General features: G+C 67.6%; 15 protein-coding genes. All 15 read left to right on the forward strand.

Features of this window, described 5'->3' with window-relative positions:
• The first annotated feature begins 109 nt into the window (after positions 1-109).
• The 15 genes from D0B54_RS03950 to D0B54_RS04025 all read left to right on the forward strand — a co-directional run bounded on the left by D0B54_RS03950 (position 110) and on the right by D0B54_RS04025 (position 22,045).
• Complete coding sequence (locus D0B54_RS03950) at positions 110-1,519, forward strand: DUF1329 domain-containing protein (RefSeq protein WP_117289397.1); 1,410 nt, start codon at positions 110-112, stop codon at positions 1,517-1,519.
• Between the two features lie 222 nt (positions 1,520-1,741).
• The gene (locus D0B54_RS03955; protein WP_117289399.1) at positions 1,742-2,671 is read left to right on the forward strand and encodes a WD40/YVTN/BNR-like repeat-containing protein; all 930 of its coding nucleotides are present in this window, start codon (positions 1,742-1,744) and stop codon (positions 2,669-2,671) included.
• Between the two features lie 89 nt (positions 2,672-2,760).
• Positions 2,761-4,803: a DUF1302 family protein gene (locus tag D0B54_RS03960; RefSeq protein ID WP_117289401.1), complete on the forward strand. Its 2,043-nt coding sequence runs from the start codon at positions 2,761-2,763 to the stop codon at positions 4,801-4,803.
• Between the two features lie 108 nt (positions 4,804-4,911).
• The gene (locus D0B54_RS03965; protein ID WP_117289403.1) at positions 4,912-6,291 is read left to right on the forward strand and encodes a DUF1329 domain-containing protein; all 1,380 of its coding nucleotides are present in this window, start codon (positions 4,912-4,914) and stop codon (positions 6,289-6,291) included.
• A gap of 379 nt (positions 6,292-6,670) precedes the next feature.
• Complete coding sequence (locus tag D0B54_RS03975; RefSeq protein ID WP_117289407.1) at positions 6,671-8,668, forward strand: hydantoinase/oxoprolinase family protein; 1,998 nt, start codon at positions 6,671-6,673, stop codon at positions 8,666-8,668.
• An 18-nt stretch (positions 8,669-8,686) separates the two neighbouring features.
• Positions 8,687-9,130 (forward strand): acetone carboxylase subunit gamma, encoded by a 444-nt coding sequence (locus tag D0B54_RS03980; protein ID WP_117289409.1) that lies wholly within the window; start codon positions 8,687-8,689, stop codon positions 9,128-9,130.
• A gap of 105 nt (positions 9,131-9,235) precedes the next feature.
• The gene (locus D0B54_RS03985) at positions 9,236-11,365 is read left to right on the forward strand and encodes a hydantoinase/oxoprolinase family protein (protein WP_117289411.1); all 2,130 of its coding nucleotides are present in this window, start codon (positions 9,236-9,238) and stop codon (positions 11,363-11,365) included.
• A gap of 17 nt (positions 11,366-11,382) precedes the next feature.
• Positions 11,383-13,650, forward strand: coding sequence for a hydantoinase B/oxoprolinase family protein (locus tag D0B54_RS03990; protein ID WP_117289412.1), 2,268 nt, complete (start codon positions 11,383-11,385; stop codon positions 13,648-13,650).
• 154 nt (positions 13,651-13,804) lie between these two features.
• Entirely contained in the window at positions 13,805-14,605 is an 801-nt protein-coding gene (locus tag D0B54_RS03995; RefSeq protein ID WP_117289414.1) for a glucose 1-dehydrogenase, read from the forward strand.
• On the forward strand, positions 14,605-15,405 hold the full coding sequence (locus D0B54_RS24125; RefSeq protein WP_162932183.1) for a hypothetical protein: 801 nt from the start codon (positions 14,605-14,607) through the stop codon (positions 15,403-15,405). Before D0B54_RS03995 ends, D0B54_RS24125 begins: the two co-directional genes overlap by 1 nt.
• Before the next feature lie 112 nt (positions 15,406-15,517).
• A complete protein-coding gene (locus D0B54_RS04005) occupies positions 15,518-15,985 on the forward strand; it encodes a DUF3237 domain-containing protein (RefSeq protein WP_162932184.1) in 468 nt (155 codons plus the stop codon).
• A gap of 32 nt (positions 15,986-16,017) precedes the next feature.
• Positions 16,018-18,051, forward strand: coding sequence for an acetoacetate--CoA ligase (locus tag D0B54_RS04010; protein ID WP_117289417.1), 2,034 nt, complete (start codon positions 16,018-16,020; stop codon positions 18,049-18,051).
• A 9-nt stretch (positions 18,052-18,060) separates the two neighbouring features.
• Complete coding sequence (locus D0B54_RS04015; RefSeq protein WP_117289419.1) at positions 18,061-18,825, forward strand: glucose 1-dehydrogenase; 765 nt, start codon at positions 18,061-18,063, stop codon at positions 18,823-18,825.
• A gap of 33 nt (positions 18,826-18,858) precedes the next feature.
• On the forward strand, positions 18,859-19,995 hold the full coding sequence (locus D0B54_RS04020) for a DUF5938 domain-containing protein (protein WP_117289421.1): 1,137 nt from the start codon (positions 18,859-18,861) through the stop codon (positions 19,993-19,995).
• 28 nt (positions 19,996-20,023) lie between these two features.
• A complete protein-coding gene (locus tag D0B54_RS04025) occupies positions 20,024-22,045 on the forward strand; it encodes an acetoacetate--CoA ligase (protein ID WP_117289423.1) in 2,022 nt (673 codons plus the stop codon).
• Positions 22,046-22,104 lie beyond the last annotated feature (59 nt).

Here is a 22,104-nt window from a genome sequence, read left to right on the forward strand (position 1 = left end):
AGCACCTCCATCATTTTACCCACGAGACGGCGCAGACCCGCGCCGCCGGTAGTACGCGAGCCCAGCCCGCCGCACGCGATTCGTCAACAGCGAACGAGGAGATTTGAAGATGACTTTCCGTATCAAGAAATACGACTTCGACTACGGCCGCCGCATGCTGTTGCAGAAGTCCGCCGTGGGCGCCGCTGCCGGCGTGCTCGCGCCGCTGTGGCCGACGATCGCCGACTCGGCCGACAACACCGCCAAGGCCTACCCCGAGGAACTGCTGCACATCGAGGCCTACACCAAGGGCAAGATCAAGCCCGGCGACGTCGTCACCAAGGACAACGTCGAGGCGGTGAAGGACCTGCTGGACCCGGTGGCCTACATGCACGTCAAGACCATGGGCCGGCGCATCCACATCGTCGAGTCCACCAAGGATGTGACCAAGCTCTACCCGCATGCCTACCTGCAGGGCACGCTGCGCAACAAGGGCAAGGCCAAGATGGGCGCCGACGGCAACGTCTACGACCAGGCCGGCAATCCCTGGGGCGCGGGCATGCCCTTCCCGGACCCGAAGAACGGCATCGAGGCCACCGCCAACCTGACGCTGAGCTGGGGCCGCCACGACTACTCGCAGTACGCCGTGCGCGACTGGGACATCGCCCCGGACGGCAGCCTGGCCTACCAGTACGACTTCGTCTGGGCCGAGCTGAACACCACCGCGCGCAACGACGACAAGGTCTGGAACGGCAAGAAGGACCTGCTGCGCTACCAGTCGGTCTGGTTCACGGCGCCCAACGACACCGCCGGCAGCTCCTTCCTCAACATCTGGAGCTACGACCAGCGCAAGTTCCCGGAGCTGTACGGCTACCTGCCGGCGTTCCGCCGCGTGCGCCAGTTCCCCACCAACCAGCGCTTCGAGCCGCTGGTGCCGGGCATCACCCTGTTCCTGTCCGACGCCTGGGCCGCCGGCGACCCGATGGGCACCTGGGGCAACTACAAGATCGTCGAGCGCAAGCCGATGCTGGGAGTGATCGGCAGCCGCAACTTCATGGGCGGCCGCGGCGGCACCATGAACAACTACGAGCGCCCGGTGCACGGCGGCCCCAAGGGCCAGACCTTCCACGACGTGTGGATGGAACTGGTGCCGGAATGCCTGGTGGTCGACGCCGAGCCCACCGGCTACCCGCGCGCGCCGGTCGGCAAGAAGCGCACCTGGATCGACGTCCGCAACGGCATGTACGTGGCCTACAACACCTACGACCGCCGCGGCGAGATCTGGAAGACCTTCGAGCCGCACTACGCGCAGTACTCCAACGAGAAGCTCACGGTGAAGGACGACAGCGGTCACCCGGCCTGGTCCTGGGTGGGCGTGCTCAGCCATGACCTGCAGGCCAACCGCATGAGCCGCTTCGTGCAGGCGCGCGAAGTCACCGGCGGCTACAAGAGCGGCTACGACGCCTCCGCGATGAAGGGCGAAGACGTCTACAACAAGTACCTCACGGTACAGGCCATCACCCGCCTGGGTACGGTCTGAGCTAGTTGTGAAGCGTCCCTCCATTGTCACCGCTGTTCTTAGTCCCCTCTCCCGCTGGCGGGAGAGGGCTAGGGTGAGGGTGGAGCAGGACGAAGCCTTCGAGGCCTGGCTGGCGAAATCCGGCCTCCACCCTCACCCCACCCTCTCCCGCCAGCGGGAGAGGGATACAAAAGAAAGGCCATCAGCATGACTCGCCTTACTGTTCTTGCCGCAGCCGGTCTTATGGTTGCGGGTGCTGTTTCTGCCGCAACTGCACCCGCCAAGCCGGCTGAAGGCCCGCTGCAGGTTGTCCTCGCCGGCACCGTCCACCAGGCCCTGTTCGCCATCGACTTCGGCGACAAGCTGGGCGTGGCGGTGGGGGCGGGTGGCGAGGTGCAGGAGTCCGCCGACCACGGTGTGAGCTGGAAGCTCGCCAAGGCGCCGACGCAGCTGTCGCTGCTGGGCGTGGGCGTGGCCGGCGATCACGCGGTGGCCGTGGGGCAGAGCGGCACGGTGCTGCTGCGCGGTGCCGACGGCCAGTGGGCCGCGGGCACCAGCGGCAGCAAGCAGCGCCTGCTGGCGGTGGAGATCAACAGCGCCGGCCGCGCGGTGACGGTCGGCGCCTTCGGCACCGTGCTGGTGTCCGACGATGCCGGCAAGACCTGGCGCAATGCCGCGCCGGCCTGGCCGGAGTTCGTGCCCGACGGCATGGAGCCGCACATGTACGCGGCCCACGTCGCCGAGGACGGCACGCTGACCATTGCCGGCGAGTTCGGGCTGATCCTGCGCAGCGCCGATGCCGGCGCCACCTGGACGGCGCTGAACAAGGGCGATGCCTCGCTGTTCGCGTTGCAGCTGCGCGATGACGGCGTCGGCTACGCGGTGGGGCAGAGCGGCATGATCCTGCGCAGCGCCGACGGCGGCGCCACCTGGGAACAGCGGCCCTCGGGCACCGACGCCCTGCTGCTGGGCGTGCACGCGGCGGCCGACGGCAAGGTGGTGGTCACCGCCATGCGCGACATGCTGGTGAGCCGCGATGGCGGCGGCCAGTTCAGCCATGTGAAGGGCGGCAGCGTGAACAACCTGTGGTTCGTGGACGTGACGCAGGCCACGGCCGGCGCCGCGGTGCTGGCCGTGGGCCAGGCGGGACAGATCGTGCGGGTGGAGCCATGAACGGCTCCTGATTTCCGGGGAAGCAAAAGCCCGAAGCCGGGCGGTGTCGCGGTGTTGCGAAAGAACAGCGTCTCGAGAGGAGAGAACAAATGCGCAAGACGTACGTGACGGGGATGATGGCGGCGGGCAGCCTGCTGGCGGCGCCGGGAGCACAGGCGGAAGGCTGGTTCGACGACGTGGGCTTCAACATCGGCGGCTTCATCCGCCCCGAATACGCCTACTCGCTGAGCAGCGACGACAACCCGGCCAACCAGCTCGGCAATTTCTACAACGAGCAGTCGGTCGCGCGCCAGGCCTACTCTCCCCCTTCGCTGGTGCCGGTGCTGCTGGGCAACCTGGGCCTGCCGCCGCTGCTTCCCGGGCAGGTAGGCACCTGGACGACGCTGCCGCTGCCGGCGATTCCGGGGCTGGCGGCCGACGCCAGTTCGCCGGGCCTGCGCGGCGTCAACAACGCCACCGGCGAGGGCACGCCGATGCGCAAGGTCGACAACGACACCAACTACGCCGTGATCCGCTCCGAAGTGGAACTGGGCGTGCGCTTCACTCCCAACCTCAACCTGACCGCGCGCCTGCGCGGCATCTACGACCCGGTGATGTACGACGAGTTCGACGCCCGGCGCTACGCCAACATCCAGGGCGGCATCAGCGGCGGCGATCCGGCGCTGTATGCCGGCAAGCCCAACTACTTCGAGTATCGCGTGGAGGGCGACAACAGCCCCAACCCGCTGGAATGGGCCGGCGACGACTACCTGCTGTACTTCCCCAGCCTGGTGCTGGAGTACAACAACGGCCCGCTGACGGTGCGCGCCGGCAACCAGCAGATCGCCTGGGGCCAGGCGCTGTTCTTCCGCGTGTTCGACGTGGTCGACGGCCTGGACCTGCGCCGCCACTCGGTGCTGGACTACGCGCAGGAAGAGTATTCCGACAAGCGCGTGCCCTCGCTGGGCCTGCGCCTGGGCTACCAGTTCAACGAGGAAGTGCTGGTCGACAGCTACGTGCAGAAATTCCAGCCGACCATCTACGGCAATCCCAACACGCAGTACAACGTCATCCCGGCGCAGTTCACCGTGCATGACCGCTACGCCGAGGGGGGCTGGGACAGCAAGCTGAGCTACGGCATGCGCGTCAAGGGCAACTACGGCCAATGGGGCTTCCAGGCCATGGCGGTGCAGCGCTACAACCCCGACGGCGTGTTCCGCTGGACCCAGTCCGGCGTCAACAAGGACCTGCCGAGCACCCCGGGCTCCACCGGCCAGCTGGTCAACATGTCCCTGGGCCTGTCGGGGAGCCCGAGCTCCGGCACGCTGCTGGCCGGCTCGGCCTTCGAGGCTTCGCCGGGCGGCGTCTACTCGGCGCAGGAGTGGTTCACCTACGCCGGCTTCGCGCGCCTCAACGCCATCAGCGGCCTCAACGCCTCGATCACCGAGTTCCCCACGGCCGGCGGCCTGTTCGCCACGCCGGTGGACACGGTGCCGCAGGCCTACAACGAGCTCAACACCTTCTTCATCGCGGCGGGCGGCAGCCTGCGCGGGCACATCGCCCGCGAATACGCGCAGGAAGAGGTGTTCGGCCTCGGCGCCAGCTATGTCACCGAAGGCGAGCCCGGCGGCCTGCTGGACCAGCTGATCATCAACTTCGAAGTCAGCTACACGCCGGACCGCACCTTCACCAACACCTCCCTGAGCCGCAACTACATCAAGGAAGATTCGGTGACGACGGCCCTGGTGCTGGAGAAGTACCACCGCTTCACCCAGGCCTTCCCGGCCACCTACATCGTGTTCCAGCACATGTATCGCAGCGTCGACGACCTGTTCGGCCGTCACCTGAGCGGTTACGGCGGCACGGTGGACAAGGCGGCTCCGGGCGTGGACGGCGCGCACTACTTCGCCTTCGCCTTCCAGCAGCCCTTCCCGCAGGACATCTACCGCATCGGCTTCGCCACGCTGTACGACCCGCGCGGCAGCATCCTGGTGCAGCCGGGCATCAAGTGGAAGCCCAGCGGCGACTTCACCGTGGAAGCCTTCTACAGCTACATCGACGGTGCCATGGGCAGCGCCAACCCCAACGACACGCTGCTGTCCACGGTCGACTACGCGGACGAGGTGACGGTGCGCCTGACTTACCAGTTCTGAGGATTCTTTGAGCGAGTCCGCTGCCTCCCCCACTCCTCCTATGGGCAGCGTGGATGCCGACGGTGACGAGCCGTCGGCAATTTTTAACAACAGGAGCGGCACGTAGGCATGAGGATTCTCCGCTACGACCGTGATTTCAGCCGCCGCCGCTTCCTCGGCGGCCTGGCACGCGGTGCGGCCACGGCCGGCGTGCTGATGCCGTTGTGGGATGCAGTGGCCAGGGACGGCGATGTCAGTCGCGCCTATCCCGAAGAACTGCTGTCGATCGAGAACTGGTCCAAGGGCAAGCTCAAGGCCGGCGACGAGATCACGGCCAACAACGTCGAGCTGGTCAAGGGCCTGCTGGAACCGATCAAGTACGCCCAGGTGTCGACGATGGGACGGCGGCTGCGCATCCTGCCCACCACCACCGACATCATGCGGCTGAGCCCCTGGGAATACCTGGAGGCTTCGCTGAAGAATCGCGGCCAGGCGCAGTTCGACGCCAAGGGCAACGTGGTGACGCAGCAGGGCAAGCCCTGGATCGGCGGCAATCCGTTTCCGGATGCGAAGACCGGCCTGGAACTGTTCGCCGCCCTGACGCTCAGCTGGGGCCGGCATGACGCCTCGATGTACGCGATCAAGGAATACGACGTCGGCCTGGCCGGCGACATCGACTTCCGCTACGAGCTGGGCTGGGCCGAGATGTCGCCGGTGGCGCGCACCACGATGGAGCCGCGCCCCTACTGGACCGGCAAGGAGGACACGCTGCGCTACCAGTCGGTGTTCTTCCTCAAGCCCGACTCGGTCAACGGCACCTCCTTCCTCAACATCTGGCCCTACGACCAGAACCGCTTCCCCGATCTCTACGGCTACCTGCCGGAGTTCCGGCGCATCCGCCAGTTCCCTACCGACCAGCGCTTCGAGCCGCTGATCGCCGGTTCCACGCTGTACCTGTCCGACGCCTGGGCGGCCGGCGATCCGCTGCACACCTGGGGCAACTACAGGATCGTCGGGCGCGGGCCGCTGCTGGCCGCGGTGTCCGGCGGCTGGAGCCCCGACCATGCCAACTGGGAGCACCGCACGCACGGCGGTCCCAAGGGCAAGACCTTCTGGGACACCGGCGTGGAGCTGGTGCCCGAGGCGATCGTCGTCGAGGCCGAGCCGGTGAAGTTCCCGCGCGCGCCGGTGAGCAAGAAGCGCGTCTGGTTCGACGCCCGCACCGGCCTGCCGGTGGCGATGGTCACCTACGACCGCCGCGGCGATCCCTACCACTCCTTCGACGCCGCCTTCGCGCTGTACGACGCGGGGCCGAAGTCGGTGATGGACGGCAAGCATCCCTACTGGTCGTGGAGCCACGTCCACGCCTTCAACCTGCAGACCAGCCAGATGACGCGGCTGGAACAGGTGCGCGAGATCTCCGGCGGCCACCGCAGCCAGGCCAACGATCCGGGGATGTACGAGCGCTATCTGACGAATACGGCGTTGATGCGGCTGGGGAGGGTGTGATGAGAACGTTCACCGCTGCTTTCGAAGCCTTGCCCACACGGGAACCCCTCTCACACCGGGAGAGAGGCAGGGCGAGGGAATGGATTCCCGAGGTAGGGCAACGCATGGAGCAGTTGCCGAGCGAGGGTCGGAAGCCGACCGCGGCGCAGGCTCTGCGCCAACCCTCCCACCGGGAGAGGCAGGACGAGTGGGAGCGCTTCGCCGCGGCCTACTCTTCACAACTACCCGCCCGGGTGGCGAGCGCCAACGACACGACGCATAGGGTACTCACACGCACCGACAAGAGTGCCGCGGAGGAGCCCACCATGAGAACGACAGCAGCATCCGCGACGCCACGCCAGACCGACGGCCGTCGCAACCGCATCCAGGAGAACGGTTCATGAACGCAGCAACAGAAGCGGACGTCCGCGCCCGCAGCCGCCGTGCCACGGCGGAAGCGCCCGCGGCAGCCGCCCCGGTGCCGAAGTCCGGCGCCGGCAAGCTGATCAACATCGACAACGGCGGCACGCTCACCGATTTCTGCGTGATCGACGGCAGCCGCGTCTACCGCACCAAGTCGGTAACTACGCCCTACGACCTGTCGAAGTGCTTCTTCGACGGCCTGCGCAAGGCCAGCGTCGCGATCTATGGCAAGGAAGACTTGCTGGGCCTGCTGCTCAGCACCGACCACATCCGCTATTCCACGACGCAGGGCACCAATGCCCTGGTCGAGCGCAAGGGCCAGCGCCTGGGCCTGCTGCTGGGCGGCATCGAGCCCGCGGCGCTGCAGGCCGACGCGCAGCAGAAGGACGTGTTCGCCGGCCTGGTCGGCGCGCGCGTGACCGTGCTCGACACGTCGGCCGACGACGCCACGCTGGAAGTGGCGGCGACGCAGGCGATCAACCGCCTGTCCTCGGAAGGCGCCAACCGCATCGTCATCGGCTTCGGCGGCGCGCAGCGAGACGAGGGCGAGAACCGCCTGAAGCGCATCCTGCTGAAGAAGTTCCCGCCGCACCTGCTCGGCGCCATCCCGCTGCTGTACTCGCATGAAGTGGTGCAGGACGAGGACGACTCGCGCCGCATCTGGACGGCGATCTTCAACGCCTTCCTGCATCCGGCGATGGAGCGCTTCCTGTACAACGCCGAGCACCGCCTGCGCGAGTACAAGACCAGGAATCCGCTGCTGATCTTCCGCAACGACGGTGCCTCGGCGCGCATCTCGCGCACCGCCGCGGTCAAGACCTATTCCTCCGGCCCGCGCGGCGGTGCCGAGGGCGCGCGCGCACTGGCGGCGCACTACGGCTTCAAGCGCCTGCTGGGCATGGACATCGGCGGCACCACCACCGACATCAGCCTGGTGGAAGGCGGCAACGTCACCACCGAGCGCCGCGGCCACATCGAGGGTGTGGTCACCTCGCTGCCGCTGTGCAAGGTGGTCAGCGCCGGCGTCGGCGGCTCTTCCATCGTGTCGGTGGTGGACGGCCGCATCAAGGTCGGCCCCGAGTCGGTCGGTGGCGCGCCCGGCCCGGCCTGCTTCGGCCTGGGCGGCACGCTGGCCACGATCACCGATGCCTTCCTGGTGCTGGGCCTGCTGGACCCGGCGAGCTTCTTCGGCGGTGAACTGAAGATCGACGTGGAGCGCGCCCGCGCCGCCATCGCCGAGAACGTCGGCAAGCCCCTGAAGCTTTCGGTGGAAGCGGCGGCGGAGGCGATGGAGCAGGCCTGGGTGGCCAAGGTTGCCGACTCGCTGAAGAGCTACACGAACATCACCCCGGACACGACGCTGGCGGCCTTCGGCGGCGGCGGTCCCTTCATTGCCTGCAAGGTGGCGGAAGCCACCGGCATTTCGCAGGTGATCATCCCCGGCCTGGCGGCGGTGTTCTCCGCCTTCGGCATCGGCTTCTCCGACATCGCCCACGAGTACGAGGCGCCGCTGGCCAAGGCCGACGCCGCCAGCCTCAAGGCGGCGAAGGACCTGCTGCTGGAACGCGCACGCCGCGGCATGTTCGCCGAGGGCTTCGAACTGGGCGACTGCCGGGTCGAGACCTCGCTGCTGGCCGGCGAGCAGGTGCTGGCGCTGGACGGCGACACACTGCCCAAGGTTCCGGCGGCTGCACGCCTGACCCTGGTGCTGAAGGCCACGCGCGTCATCTCGCGCGCCAGCCTCAGCGGCCGCTTCGGCGGCAAGGGCAAGGCTGCCACCGCGGCCGGCAAGCGCAGCGTCACCTCCGGCGGCAAGGCGGCGGAGCTGCCGCTGTACCGCGTCGAGGAGCAGGCCGGCGGCGCCCAGGCGCAGGGTCCCTGCGTGCTGGAAGAAGCCTTCTTCACCAGCCGCATCGACGCGGGCTGGCGTTTCGAGATCAACGAGTCCGGCGACATCCTGCTCAGCCGCGCCTGAGACGACGAGAGAATTCCAATGAAAGTCCTCATCACCGAATACCTGCGCATCAACCTCGACACCGAGCAGTGGGAGTGCCGCCGCTGCGACCACGTCCACGGCGACGCCCGCGACAACTACAAGCGCGGCCTGCTGGTCTACGACCGCGATCCGCGCGAGGTCCACAAGCCGCTGCTGGATACCAGGCTGTATGCCCGCACCTACTCGCCGGACCCGGCCTGGTGCCGCATCCTCGAGTACTACTGCCCGCAATGCGGCTCCCTGGTGGAAGCGGAGTACCTGCCGCCGGGTCACCCGCCGCTGCACGACATCGAGCTGGACATCGACGCGCTCAAGCTGCAGTGGAAGGACCGCAAGGAGGTCACCGAGCCGGTGATCGGCCCGGACCTGGCGCTGGAGAAGGTCAAGAACAACCGCGCGCTGCATGCGGGGCATGAGCATGGCCATGGTCACAAGCACTGAAATCACAACCGTAGGGTGGGCAACGCTTGCGTTGCCCACGCGGTGCACAACCCCCGCGTGGGCAAACGAGAAGACGTTTGCCCACCCTACGAAAGGAACGAAAACATGAAAAGAGTTTCCGTAGACATCGGCGGCACCTTCACCGACTGTTTCGTGGTCTGGGACAACCAGTACATCGAAGGCAAGGCGCTGACCACGCATCACAACCTGGCGCTGGGCTTCAACGAATCCCTGGGCGACGCCTGCAAGCAGCTGGGCCTGGAATCCTCGAAGCTGCTGTCGGAAGTGGATTCGGTGCGCTACTCGACCACGCTGGGCACCAATGCCCTGATCGAGCGCAAGGGTCCGCGCATCGGCGTGCTGGTCACCACCGGCTTCAAGAGCACGATCCCGCTGTCCCGTGCCCGCGGCTACGGTGAGGGCCTGCCGGAATCCGAGCAGATGGACATCCCCAACGCCACCCGCCCGAAGCCGATCGTGCCGATCCCGATGATCCGCGAGGTGCGCGAGCGCGTGGACTACCTGGGCGCGGTGTTCTGGCAGCTGGACGAGGACGACGTGCGCCTGCGCATCCGCGAGCTGGTGGATGCCGGCGCCGAGGCCCTGGTGGTGATGTTCACCAACAGCGTCGTCAACCCGGAGCACGAGTTGCGCGTGCGCGAGATCTTCCTGGAGGAGTACCCGGCGCATCTGCTGGGCGCGATCCCGATGCTGCTGTCGCACCAGGTGGCCGGCCGCAAGGGTGAGTATGCCCGCGGCACCTCCACGATCATGGACGCCTTCCTGCACCAGACCATGTACCACGGCCTGGGCACGCTGGAGCTGAACCTGCGCGCGCAGGGCTACAACAAGCCGATGCTGGTCAGCCACAACTCCGGCGGCATGGCGCAGCTCAACTCCACCGACGCGCTGCAGACGGTGCACTCCGGCCCGGTCTCCGGCATCGCCGCCAGCGAGCACCTGGCCGCGGCGGCGGAGCTGGGCAACGTGGTGGCCACCGACATGGGCGGCACCAGCTTCGACATCGGCATCGTCGACCAGGGCGGCGTCAAGCATTACGACTTCAACCCGGTGATCGACCGCTGGCTGGTGTCGATCCCGATGGTGCACCTGGTGACCCTGGGCGCCGGCGGCGGCTCCATCGCGCGCTACGACCGCCTGTTCGGCTCGGTGGAGATCGGTCCGCAGTCGGCCGGCTCCGATCCCGGCCCGGCCTGCTACGACCGCGGCGGCCTCAAGCCCACCGTGACCGACGCCGACCTGGTGCTGGGTTATCTCGATCCGAAGAACTACGCCAACGGCCGCATCCCGCTGAACCCGCGCCGTGCGAAGCAGGCGATCGAGGACAGCCTCTGCGACGATCTCGACCTGGACGTGGCCGGCGCCGCCAAGCTGATCCGCAGCAACGTCGACGCCAACATGGCCAACGGCATCGCCACCGAGCTGCGCACCCGCGGCTACGAGCCGCGCGACTTCACGATCCTGGCCTACGGCGGCAACGGCCCGCTGCATGCCTGCGGCATCGCCAATGCCCTGGGCGTCTCCAAGATCCTGGCGCCGCCGTTCTCGTCCACCTTCTCGGCCTGCGGTGCCGGCAACGTCAACCAGATGCACATCCACGAGATGAGCACCTGGACCGTGCTGTTCAACCCCGGCCTCAAGAGCTTCTTCTCCGACTACGACAGCTTCAACCGCAACGTCGAGGAGCTGGAGCGGCGCGGCCGCGAGGACCTGGTGCGCCAGGGCATGCCGGCCGACCAGATCCGTTATCGTCTCGAACTGGACATGCGCTACGGCAACCAGCGCGTGCAGACCGCGGTGGTCACGGCGATGGACCGGCTGGGCTCGCAGCGCGATGTGCTGGGGCTGATGGACCAGTTCCACAAGAGCTATGGCGCGCGCTTCGGCGAGGGCAGCCAGTCGCCCGAGACCGGCGTGCGCATCAACACCCTGCGCGTCTGCTCCTACGTGGAGCAGCCCAAGGTGGGCTTCGCCAAGCTCAAGCTCAGCGGCAAGGTGCTGGCGCCGCCGGCGCCGGTGGGCCAGCGCGACTGCCACTACGTCGGCCATGACAAGGCCGTTGCCACCCCCATCTACGACGACAAGGCGCTGGCCGAGGGCACCCGCATCGAGGGCCCGGCCATCGTCACCACGCGCGCGACCACCTACCTGGTCGAGCCGGGCTGGACCTACCACGCCGCGGCACAGGGCGGCGTGTGGTTCCTGAAAAACTGATTGCGAGGAGTATCGCGATGCACGACAAGATTTCCGCAGAAGAGCAGGTCCTGCTCGACAAGTTCCTCGCCGACAACCAGCTGTGGCTGGGGCCCGATCCCGAGATCATGCGCAACCACAGCCTGACGCCGCGGTCGAAGGCCGAGGACGAGATCCTGAAGAAGGGCCTGGACCCGCATCAGGTGCACCACGTGCGCGGCCTGATCAATGCCGCGCTGTCCGAAGCCTTCACCATGTGCAACCAGATGGGCGCCGCCCCGGGTGCCAAGTGGGGCGACCTGGTGACCGGCGTCTACACCGCGCAGGGCGACCTGGCGATGATCGCGCCGCACGGCATCATCGCGTTCGCGGCCTGCTGCTTCTACCCGATCCGCTTCATCGTCAAGAACTGGATCACCGACCCCACCGTGGGCGTCAAGGAGGGCGACGGCTTCATCCACAACGACGCCCGCTACGGCGGCGTGCACAACACCGACCAGTCGATGATGATGCCGCTGTTCTGGAAGGGCGAGCTGATCTGCTGGCTGTCGGCCACCATCCACGAGGGCGAGAACGGCGCCTGCGAGCCGGGTGGCATGCCGGCGGCGGCCGAGAGCAAGTACGACGAGGGCATCAAGATGTCGCCCTTCAAGGTCGTGGAGAACTTCAAGCTCAAGCGCGACCTGGTCACCTTCCTGCAGAACTCGGTGCGCGACCCCAAGCTGCAGCTGGAGGACATGAAGGTCAAGCTGCACTCGGTGATGCGCCTGCGCGAGCGCATCCTGTCGGTCCTCGAGCAGTTCGGCCGCGATGCGCTGATGGGCACGCTGCGCCTGCACCTGGAGGATACCGAGAAGGAGATGCGCCGCCGCATCAGCGAGATGCCCGACGGCACCACGCGCGTGCTGCAGTTCATGGACTCCTCGCTGCGCGAGAACTGCCTGCAGAAGATCAGCCTGGCGATCACGGTCAAGGGCGACCGCATGATCATGGACTTCCGCGGCACCGCGCCGCAGTTCATGAACCGCTCGGTCAACACCAACATCGCCTCGTTCAAGGCGGCGCTGTGTACCGGCCTGCTGCAGAACGTCTGGCCCGACCTGCCGCATACCATGGCGGTGCTGTCGCCGATCGAGATCATCAGCGACCGCAACTCGATCATCGATGCCGAGGGCGAGATGCCGCAGGCCATGAGCCTGATGCCGATGTTCAAGGCCTGCGTGGCCTGGACCATCCCGATGAACAAGTTCAACTACAGCCTGCCGCACCGCTATTCCGCGATCATCGCCTCGCAGTACGACCAGGCCGCGACCTTCATCTACGGCGGCCTGACCCAGCACGGCGACGTCACCGGCAACTTCTGCTCCGACATCAATGGCAACGGCCAGGGCGCGCGCAGCCATGCCGACGGCGAGCACTCGGTGTCGCCGGTGTTCGGCTTCATGTGCGATTCCGGCGAGCACGAGATCAACGAGGAGGACACGCCGATCATCCGCCTCGGCGCCCAGCGCCTGGCCAAGGACCGCATCGGCTTCGGCAAGTACCGCGGCGGCATGGGCTACGAGCAGATCGCCACCTCGCGCGGCTCGGCGATGTGGGGCTTCATGACCGGCTGCGAGGGCTCCAAGTTTCCCTCGGCGCAGGGCCTGTTCGGCGGCTATTCCTGCCCCAGCTACCAGCTGCTCAAGATCAAGGGCATCAACATCTTCGAGGAGCTGAAGAAGGACCCGAAGGTGGTGGAGGTGTTCGACATCGTCAAGCTGATGAACGAGCGGCCCATCAAGGGCGGCAAGTACAGCAGCAACGACATGGGCATGACCTTCGAGGTCTGCGGCGAAGGCGAGATCTACATGATCTGCCAGGGCGCCGGCGGCGGCTACGGCGACGTGCTGGAGCGCGACCCGGCCCTGGTGATGAAGGACGTGGAGGAGGACCTGCTGTCGCACGACATCGCCCGCGACATCTACCAGGTGGTCTACGACGAGAAGACCCTGGTGGTGGACGTGGAAGCCACGACCCAGCTGCGCGCCGACTACCGCCTGGAGCGCATCCGCCGCGGCAAGCCCTTCGACCAGTTCTGCAAGGAATGGGTCACGCCCGAGCCGCCGGCCAACATCCCGTACTTCGGCTCCTGGGAGAACACCAAGGAGATCTACGCGACGACCATGGGCCAGCGCGTGAAGATGCCGGCCGACCAGTTGCAGGGCGCCTTCATGCTGAATCCGAAGGACGTGCAGATCATGCAGATGGAAGGCGAGATCGAGAAGCTGAAGGCGCAGCTGGCGGAGTGCGAGGGGAAGAGCTGAACATCATGGAGGAATTTCCCACCAAACCGTTCACACCGAGTAGCGAGAGCGTATCGAGGTGTCGTGCGTGCCTCGATACACCGCTACGCGGCACTCGGCATGAACGGGTCAGGTGGGGATTGCGGGGAATAACAACACAGGAGGAGGACAAAAAATGACCGACTACAACAAGGCATTCCGGCTCGACGGCAAGGTGGCCCTGGTCAGCGGTGCCGCTCGTGGCATCGGCGCGGCCGTGGCCGAGGCGCTGGCGCAGGTGGGCGCGGCGGTGCTGGTGACCGACATCCTCGACGATGTCGGCCAGCAGACCGTGGCGCGCATCCAGAAGGCCGGCGGCAGGGCGGCGTTCCAGCACCATGACGTCACCGTCGAATCCCAGTGGGAAGCGGCCGTCGCGGCGGCGCAGCAGAAGCTCGGCGGGCTCGACATCGTCGTCAACAACGCCGGCATCGAGACCGCGGCGCTGCTGGCGCATTGCGAGGTCGAGGACTTCCGCAAGGTGATGGACATCAACGTCACCGGCGTCTTCCTCGGCCTGAAGCACGCCGTGCGGGTGCTGAAGCCCGGCAGTTCCATCGTCAACCTCTCTTCGGTGGCCGGCCTGATCGGCACCACCGGCCACATCGCCTACCACGCCTCCAAGGGCGCGGTGCGCCTGATGAGCAAGGCGGCGGCGGTGGAATGCGCGCAGCTGGGTATGGGCATCCGCGTCAACTCGGTGCACCCGGCCATCGTCGACACCGAGATGGGTACCAATTTCATCAAGCACTTCGTCGACCTGAAGCTGGCGCCGGACTACGCCACGGCCGAGGGCGCCTTCAAGGCGGCGCATCCGCTGGGCCGCTTCGGCCAGCCGGCCGACGTGGCCAGCGCGGTGATCTACCTCTGCTCCGAGGCGGCGCAGTGGATCACCGGCACCGAGCTGGTGCTGGACGGCGGCTACACGGCGGTCTGATGCCTGCGCTGGCGCCACTGCTGTCCGCAGGCAAGAAGCCGCTGTGGCTGGACTACGGCGACTATGCCGCCGCGCTGCTGGCCAACGGCGCCGTGCCCTGGCTGGACGTGACGGCCTATGTCGCGCTGCAGCGCAAGGCCCAGGGCCTGCTGAGGTCCGACGTGCTGCCGCTGCCGCTGGGCGCGGTCAGCGCCGCCTGGGTGGCGGCGCGGCCGGCGCTGCGCGAGGCCATGGCGGCGAAGAAGCGCGCGGTGTTCCCGCTCAAGACCCTGCTGGCCGACGAAGACCTGCGGGCGCACCTGGTGGACCTGGCGCGCGGCCTGCGCGCCTGCTTCCCCGACCCGCCGCTGGCCCTGGCCTGCCCCTCGCCGCGCGAGTGGGTGGCACAGGCCTACCGGCTGGCGCTGGGCGAGGACACGGAAGTGGGCGACGACGAGGCCGACAGTGCCGCCGTCTACCTCGCCGACTTCCTGCGCAGCTTCGGCGACGCCGGGATCGACGTGCTGCTGCTGCAGGAGAGCACGGCGAGCGAGCCGGCCGACGCGGCGGGCCTGGAGCTGTACCAGCCGGCGCTGAACGTGGCCGCGCACTACCGCTGGGAGACCGGCCTGCTGGCCCCGGCGGGGCGTTGCGCCGCCGGTACGGCGGGCCTGGGCTTCGTCCTGGGACCGGAGGCGATCCTGTCGCCGGGGGCCTGGAATGCCGCGATGGCGGCCGGGCAGGGCCTGCGCTACGCCGCGATCCCCGCCGACGCGCAACCGGAGACCGTGCTGCAGCGCCTCAAGGAGCTGCGCGCATGAGACTTACCCTAGCTAGCCCAGCACCCTGCGGTGCCCCCTCATGCCTACGTCGACTCGCGACGCTAGGATCCCAACGCTTTGCGTTGGGGCCCTCCACGCTGCTCACGACGCTATGATCGACCTGTCCCTGCGCGGCGAGCGGCTCATGACGATCGACGCGACGCTGCAGGCGCCGCCCGAGGTGATCGGCCCGGTGCCGGAGGGCATCCGCGTCAACTTCTTCGTCACCGGCGGCAGCTTCGAAGGCCCGCGCCTGCGCGGCAGGCTGCGCACGGTGGGGCAGGACGCCTTCCTGCTGCGCCGCGACGGCATGGGCCAGCTCGAAGTGCTGCTGACGCTGGAGACCGACGACGGTGCGCTGGTCGAGGCGCGCTACGACGGCATCGGCGATTTCGGCGAAGGCAGCTACGAGGGCTTCCTGCGCGGCGAACTGCCGGAGCGGGCCAGCCTGCACACCTTTCCGCGCCTGCGCACGGCGCACCCGTCCTATCAGTGGCTGCAGCGCCTCGCCTGCGTCGGCGTCGGCTCGGTCGACCTCCTGCGCTCCGAGGTGCGCTACGAGATCTATTCCCTGGGCTGAACTAGAAAGATAAAGATCAAGGAGAAACAGCGATGGTCATGGAAGGGGAAAAGCTGTGGAGCCCGAGCCGCGAATTCGCGGACCGCTCCAACATCGCCGGCTACATGCGCTGGCTCAAGGCCGTGCGCGGCGTGGACCTGGCGGACTACGCGGCGCTGTGGCGCTGGTCGGTGACCGAGACCGAGGCCTTCTGGGCGTCGATCTGGGACTTCTTCGAGGTGCAGTCGGACACGCCCTACCGCAAGGTGCTGGAGCGACCGGCCGATGGCGGCATGTACGGCGCGCAATGGTTCCCCGGCTCGCGCGTCAACTACGCCGAGCACCTGCTGCGCCCCGAGGTGGAGGAGGCCGACCAGCCGGTGTTCCACCACCTGTCCGAAACCCGCGCGCTGGCGACCATGAGCTGGCGCGAGCTGGGCGGCCAGGTGCGCATCCTGGCGACGCGGCTGCGCGCCATGGGCCTGCAGCCCGGCGACCGCGTGGTGTCCTACATGCCCAATGTGCCGGAGACCGCCATCGCGATGATGGCGACCACGGCCATCGGCTGCATCTGGTCCTCGGCGGCGCCGGAGTTCGGCGTCAAGACCGTGATCGAGCGCTTCTCGCAGATCGAGCCCAAGCTGCTGTTCGCCGCCGACGGCTACCGCTTCGGCGGCAAGGACTTCCGCCGCGAGGAAGAGGTGCGGCGCATCGCCGCGGCGCTGCCCAGCCTGAAGAAGATCGTCTGGCTGCCCTACCTGGACCCGCAGGCCGCGGCGCCGGCGATGCCCGACCTGGTGCCCTGGGCTTCCGTGATGGACCACCCTGCGGTGCCGCGCGAGGGCTTCCGCTACGAGCGCGTGGCGCATGATCACCCGCTGTGGGTAGTGTTCTCCTCCGGCACCACCGGCCTGCCCAAGGCCATCGTGCACAGCCACGTCGGCGTGCTGCTGGAGCACTACAAGCTGCTGAGCTTCCATCTGAATCTGGGCCCCGGCTCGGTGATGTTCTTCTACAGCACCACCGGCTGGATGATGTGGAACCTGGTGCTGGCCTCGCTGCTGACGGGCAGCGCGGCGGTGCTCTACGACGGCAACCCGGCGCATCCCACGCCGGACTTCCTGTGGAAGATGGCGGCCGACACGAAGGCCACCAGCTTCGGCGCCAGCCCCACCTTCGTGCAGATGATGGAGAAGGCGGGCCTCAAGCCCGGCGAGAAGTTCGACCTGTCGGCGCTGGAGGGCATCGTCGTCGCCGGCGCGCCATCCACACCGGAGACCTTCGCCTGGTTCTACCAGGCGGTGAAGAAGGACCTGTGGGTGACCTCGCAGTCCGGCGGCACCGAGATCTGCAGCGGCTTCGTCGGCGCCGCGCCGACCCTGCCGGTGCACGCCGGCGAGATCCAGACGCGCATGCTGGGCATGGACGTGCATGCCTGGAGCGACGACGGCAAGGAACTGGTCGACGAGGTCGGCGAGCTGGTGGTGACCCAGCCCTTCCCGTCGATGCCGATCCATTTCTGGAACGACACCGGCGGCAAGCGCTACCGCGAGTCCTACTTCGAGGTCTTCCCCGGCGTCTGGCGCCACGGCGACTTCATCAAGATCAACCGCCGCGGCGGCTGCTATATCTACGGCCGCTCGGATTCCACGCTCAACCGCTACGGCGTGCGCATCGGCACCGCCGAGATCTACCGCGCGGTGGAGCAGGTGGAGGAGGTGGCCGACAGCCTGATCGTCTGCGTGGAGCTGCCGGGCGGCAACTTCTTCATGCCACTGTACCTGCGCCTGAAGCCCGGGGCGGCGCTGGACGACGCGCTGCGCAAGAAGATCAACGCACGCCTGCGCGACGACTGCAGCCCGCGCCACGTGCCCGACAGGATCTACGCAGTGGAAGCGATTCCGTACACGCTGACCGGCAAGAAGATGGAAGTGCCGGTGCGCAAGCTGCTGATGGGCTGGGCGCTGGAAAAGGCCGCCAGCCGCGACGCGATGATGAACCCGGAGGCGATCGACTGGTTCGTGAAGTTTGCCGAGGAATCCACCGATTACGACTGGCGCGGCACGGCTGCCGCGGCCAAGGCCTGAGGACAGGACATGAGCAAGAGAGTTGAAGGAAAGGTCTGCGTGGTCACCGGCGCCGCCCGCGGCCTGGGCCTGGCGGCTGCGGAGGCCCTGCTGGCCGAGGGGGCGAAGGTGCTGATCACCGACGTCGACCGCGGCGTCGGCGAGGCCGAGGCCAGGCGCCTGGGCAGCAACGCGAAGTTCCGCGTGCAGGACGTCACCGACGTTGCGCAGTGGAACGAAGTGCTCGATGGAGTGATCGCCGACTGGGGTCGCCTCGACGTGCTGGTCAACAACGCCGGCATTGCCGGCATCGCCGACGTCGAGACCATTTCCCAGAAGGACTGGCAGCGCACGATCGACATCAACCTCACGGCCGTGTTCAACGGCACGCAGGCCGCCATTGCCCGCATGAAGGCGAGCGGCGGTTCCATCGTCAACATCGCCAGCATCGAGGGCATCATGGGCGAGCCCCTGATCCCGGCCTACAACGCCAGCAAGGGCGGCGTGCGCATCTTCAGCCGCTCGGCCGCGATCCATTGCGCGCGCAGCGGCTACCCCATCCGCGTCAACAACGTCTGCCCCGGCTTTGCCGAGACGCAGATGGTGGCTGGCGCGCTGGCGGCGATGGCGCCCGAGAAGGCGCAGGACTTCGCCGTGCGCACCCTGGCACGCATCCCCATGGGCCGGTTTGCCCGTCCGGCGGAAATCGCCGCGGCGGTGCTGTTCCTGGCCTCCGACGAATCCAGCTACGTCACCGGCTCCGACCTGGTGGTCGACGGCGGCATGACGGCCTGAAATCCCACACTTGAAATCCTGAGGAGAAAAACAATGAGCAAGAAGCCTGTCGTGATCTACGGTGTCACCGGCTACACCGGCCGCCTGGTCGCCGAGTACCTGCGTGAATACAAGACGCCCTTCATCGCCGCCGGCCGCGACGCCAAGCGCATCAGGGAAGTGATGGACAAGGTGCCCGGCATCGAGAATGCCGAGTACGAGATCGCCGAGGTGGAGCACAGCGTCGAGGCGCTGACCCAGCTGTTCAAGGGCGCCAAGGTGGTCCTGAACATGGTGGGCCCGTTCATGAAGTACGGCCCCGAGGCGGTGGAAGCGGCGCTGGCCGCCGGCTGCCACTACACCGACACCAACGGCGAGCAGAACTGGATGATGCACGCCGAGGAGACCTGGGGCGAGAAGTTCAAGGCCAGGAACCTGGTGCTGTCGCCGGGCATCGCGCAGATGTACACCACCGGCGAGATCGCCGCGAACATCTGCCTGGAAACCCCGGGCCTGGACAAGCTCGACATCCTGGTGCTGTGGAAGGGCTTGCCGACCTATGCCTCCACCCAGACCATCTTCAGCATCCTCACCGCCGACTTCTTCTACCTGGAGCAGAAGCAGTACGTGAAGTGGCCGCTTGGCGCCAAGGCCGAGGTGATGGTGCCGGGCCAGCACCAGACCGCGCTGGCCCTGCCCTGGGGCGGCACCGCGCACCCGGTGTGGTTCAAGAACGATCCGCGCGTGTCCGACTGCAAGGTCATGGGTGGCGTGTTCGAGCGCACGGTGATGGAGGGCGTGATCCAGATCAACGCCGTGATCGAGGAGAAGATCAAGCCGCTGCCCAAGGCCGAGCAGGAGAAGGCGCTGTCGGACATGGCCGCCTCGCTGCAGGCCGGCATGCCGCCGCGCGAGAACCCGCGCGTCAACATCTCGGTGGACTCGGTGCATGCCAGCGGTGCGCTGGGGCGCGCCCACTGCGTGATCCACGGCAACTGCAACTACAAGCAGACCGGCCTGCTGCAGGCCTACTTCGCCTACTACCTGCTGCAGGCGCCGCCGAAGCGCTACGGCTTCGTCTCGGCCTGCCAGGCCTTCGGCCATCGCGAGCTGCTGGGCGTGCTGCAGCATTTCGGCCTGGTCAGCGAGCCGGTGCTGACGGTGGATGCGCCGGGCGTGCGCCGCGCCTGAGGGCCGGCGCCCGGACCCCGGGAGACCCATGCCCGCACTGGCCGAAACGCCGCGAACGGTGGAGGAGGGCGATCTGCTCTGGACGCCCCCGGCGGCGTACTGCGCGCTATCGGGCGTGGAGCGCTTCCGTCACTGGGTCAACGCCCGCGACGGCCTGGACCTGGCGGACTACGAGGCACTGCGGCAGTGGTCCGTGGACGAGCTGGAGCGGTTCTGGGCGGCCTGCTGGGACTACTTCGACATCCGCTCGGAGACGCCCTACCGCCGCGTGCTCGACCGCCAGACCATGCCGGGCGCGCGCTGGTTCGAGGGCGCGACGCTCAACTACGCCGAGCACCTGCTGCGGCGCGAGGCCGATCATCCCGAGGCCGTGGTGTTCCACCATTCCTCGGAGCTGCGCGCGCCGGCGACGATGCGCTGGGACGAGCTGGGCGGACAGGTGCGCATCCTCGCCGGGCAGTTGCGCAAGCTCGGCATCGGCCCCGGCGACCGCGTCGCCAGCTACATGCCCAACGTCCCGGAGACCGCCATCGCGATGCTGGCGACCACCGCCATCGGCGCGATCTGGGCGGCGGCCTCGCCGGAGTTCGGCGCGCGCGCGGTGATCGACCGCTTCGCGCAGATCAAACCCAAGCTGCTGTTCGCGGTGGACGGCTACCGCTTCGCCGGGCAGGACTTCCCGCGCGAGGGCGAGGTGGAGCAGATCCTGTCGAGCATCGACAGCCTGCAGCACACGGTGTGGCTGACCTACCTGCATCCGGACCGCGCGCGGCCTGCGGGCACCATCCCCTGGGAAAAGCTGCTGAACCAGCCCGAGGTGCCGCGCGCGCAGTTCCGCTACGAGCGCGTCGGCCACGATCATCCGCTGTGGATCCTGTTCAGCTCCGGCACCACCGGCCTGCCCAAGGCGGTGGTGCACAGCCACGTCGGCGTGCTGCTGGAGCACTGCAAGGTCGGCGCCTTCCACCTGGGCCTGCGCGCCGGTTCGCGGCCGTTCTTCTATTCCACCACCGGCTGGATGATGTGGAACATCCTGCTGGCCAGCCTGCTGCAGGACGCCACGCCGGTGCTGTACGACGGCTCGCCGATCGCGCCGGACTCCAGCGTGCTGTGGCGCATCGCCGAGCAGGCGCAGGTGACGCACCTGGGTATCAGCCCCGGCTTCGTGCAGGTGATGCAGAAGGACGGCCTGCGTCCGCGCCTGCACTACCCGCTGTCGCAGCTGGAGATGATCCTGCTGGTGGGCTCGCCGTCGACGCCCGAGACCTTTGCCTGGCTGTACGAAGAGGTGAAGCCGGACCTCTGGGTGACCTCGCAGAGCGGCGGCACCGAGATCGCCTCCGCCTTCGTCGGCGCCAGCCCGACGCTGCCGGTGCATGCCGGCGAGATCCAGGCGCGCGGCCTGGGCATGGACGTGCGTGTCTGGGACGAGCAGGGCCAGGAGCTGGACGGACACGTGGGCGAGCTGGTGGTGACGCGGCCCTTCCCGTCGATGCCGCTGTACTTCTGGAATGACGAGGACGGCAAGCGCTACCACGAGTCCTACTTCGGGACCTACCCCGGCGTCTGGCGCCACGGCGACTTCATCCGCATCAACGAGCGCGGCGGCTGCTACATCCTGGGCCGCTCGGACTCGATGCTGAACCGCTACGGCGTCTGCATCGGTACTTCCGAGATCTATCGCAGCGTCGAGCGCATGGAAGAGATCCTCGACAGCATCATCGTCTGCTGCGAGCTGGCCGGTGGCCGCTACTTCATGCCGATGTTCCTCAAGCTGCGACCGGGCACGGTGCTGGACGAGGGACTGCGCAACCGCATCGCCCGGCGCCTGCGCGCCGATTGCAGCCCGCGGCATGTGCCGGACCAGATGTATCGCGTGGAAGACATTCCCTACACGCTGACCGGCAAGAAGATGGAAGTGCCGGTGCGCAAGATCCTGGTGGGCTGGCCGCTGGAGAAGGCGGCGAGCCGCGATGCGATGATGAATCCGGCGGCGATCGACTGGTTTGTGGGGTTCAGGAAGCAGAATCGGGTGATGCTGACCAGTTGATGCGCGCGAGGGAAGGATCGCGACTTGCGTCGCTCCCAACAAAGAAGGCGAATTGTAGG

The organism is Solimonas sp. K1W22B-7, from assembly GCF_003428335.1.
GTDB lineage: Bacteria > Pseudomonadota > Gammaproteobacteria > Nevskiales > Nevskiaceae > Solimonas_A.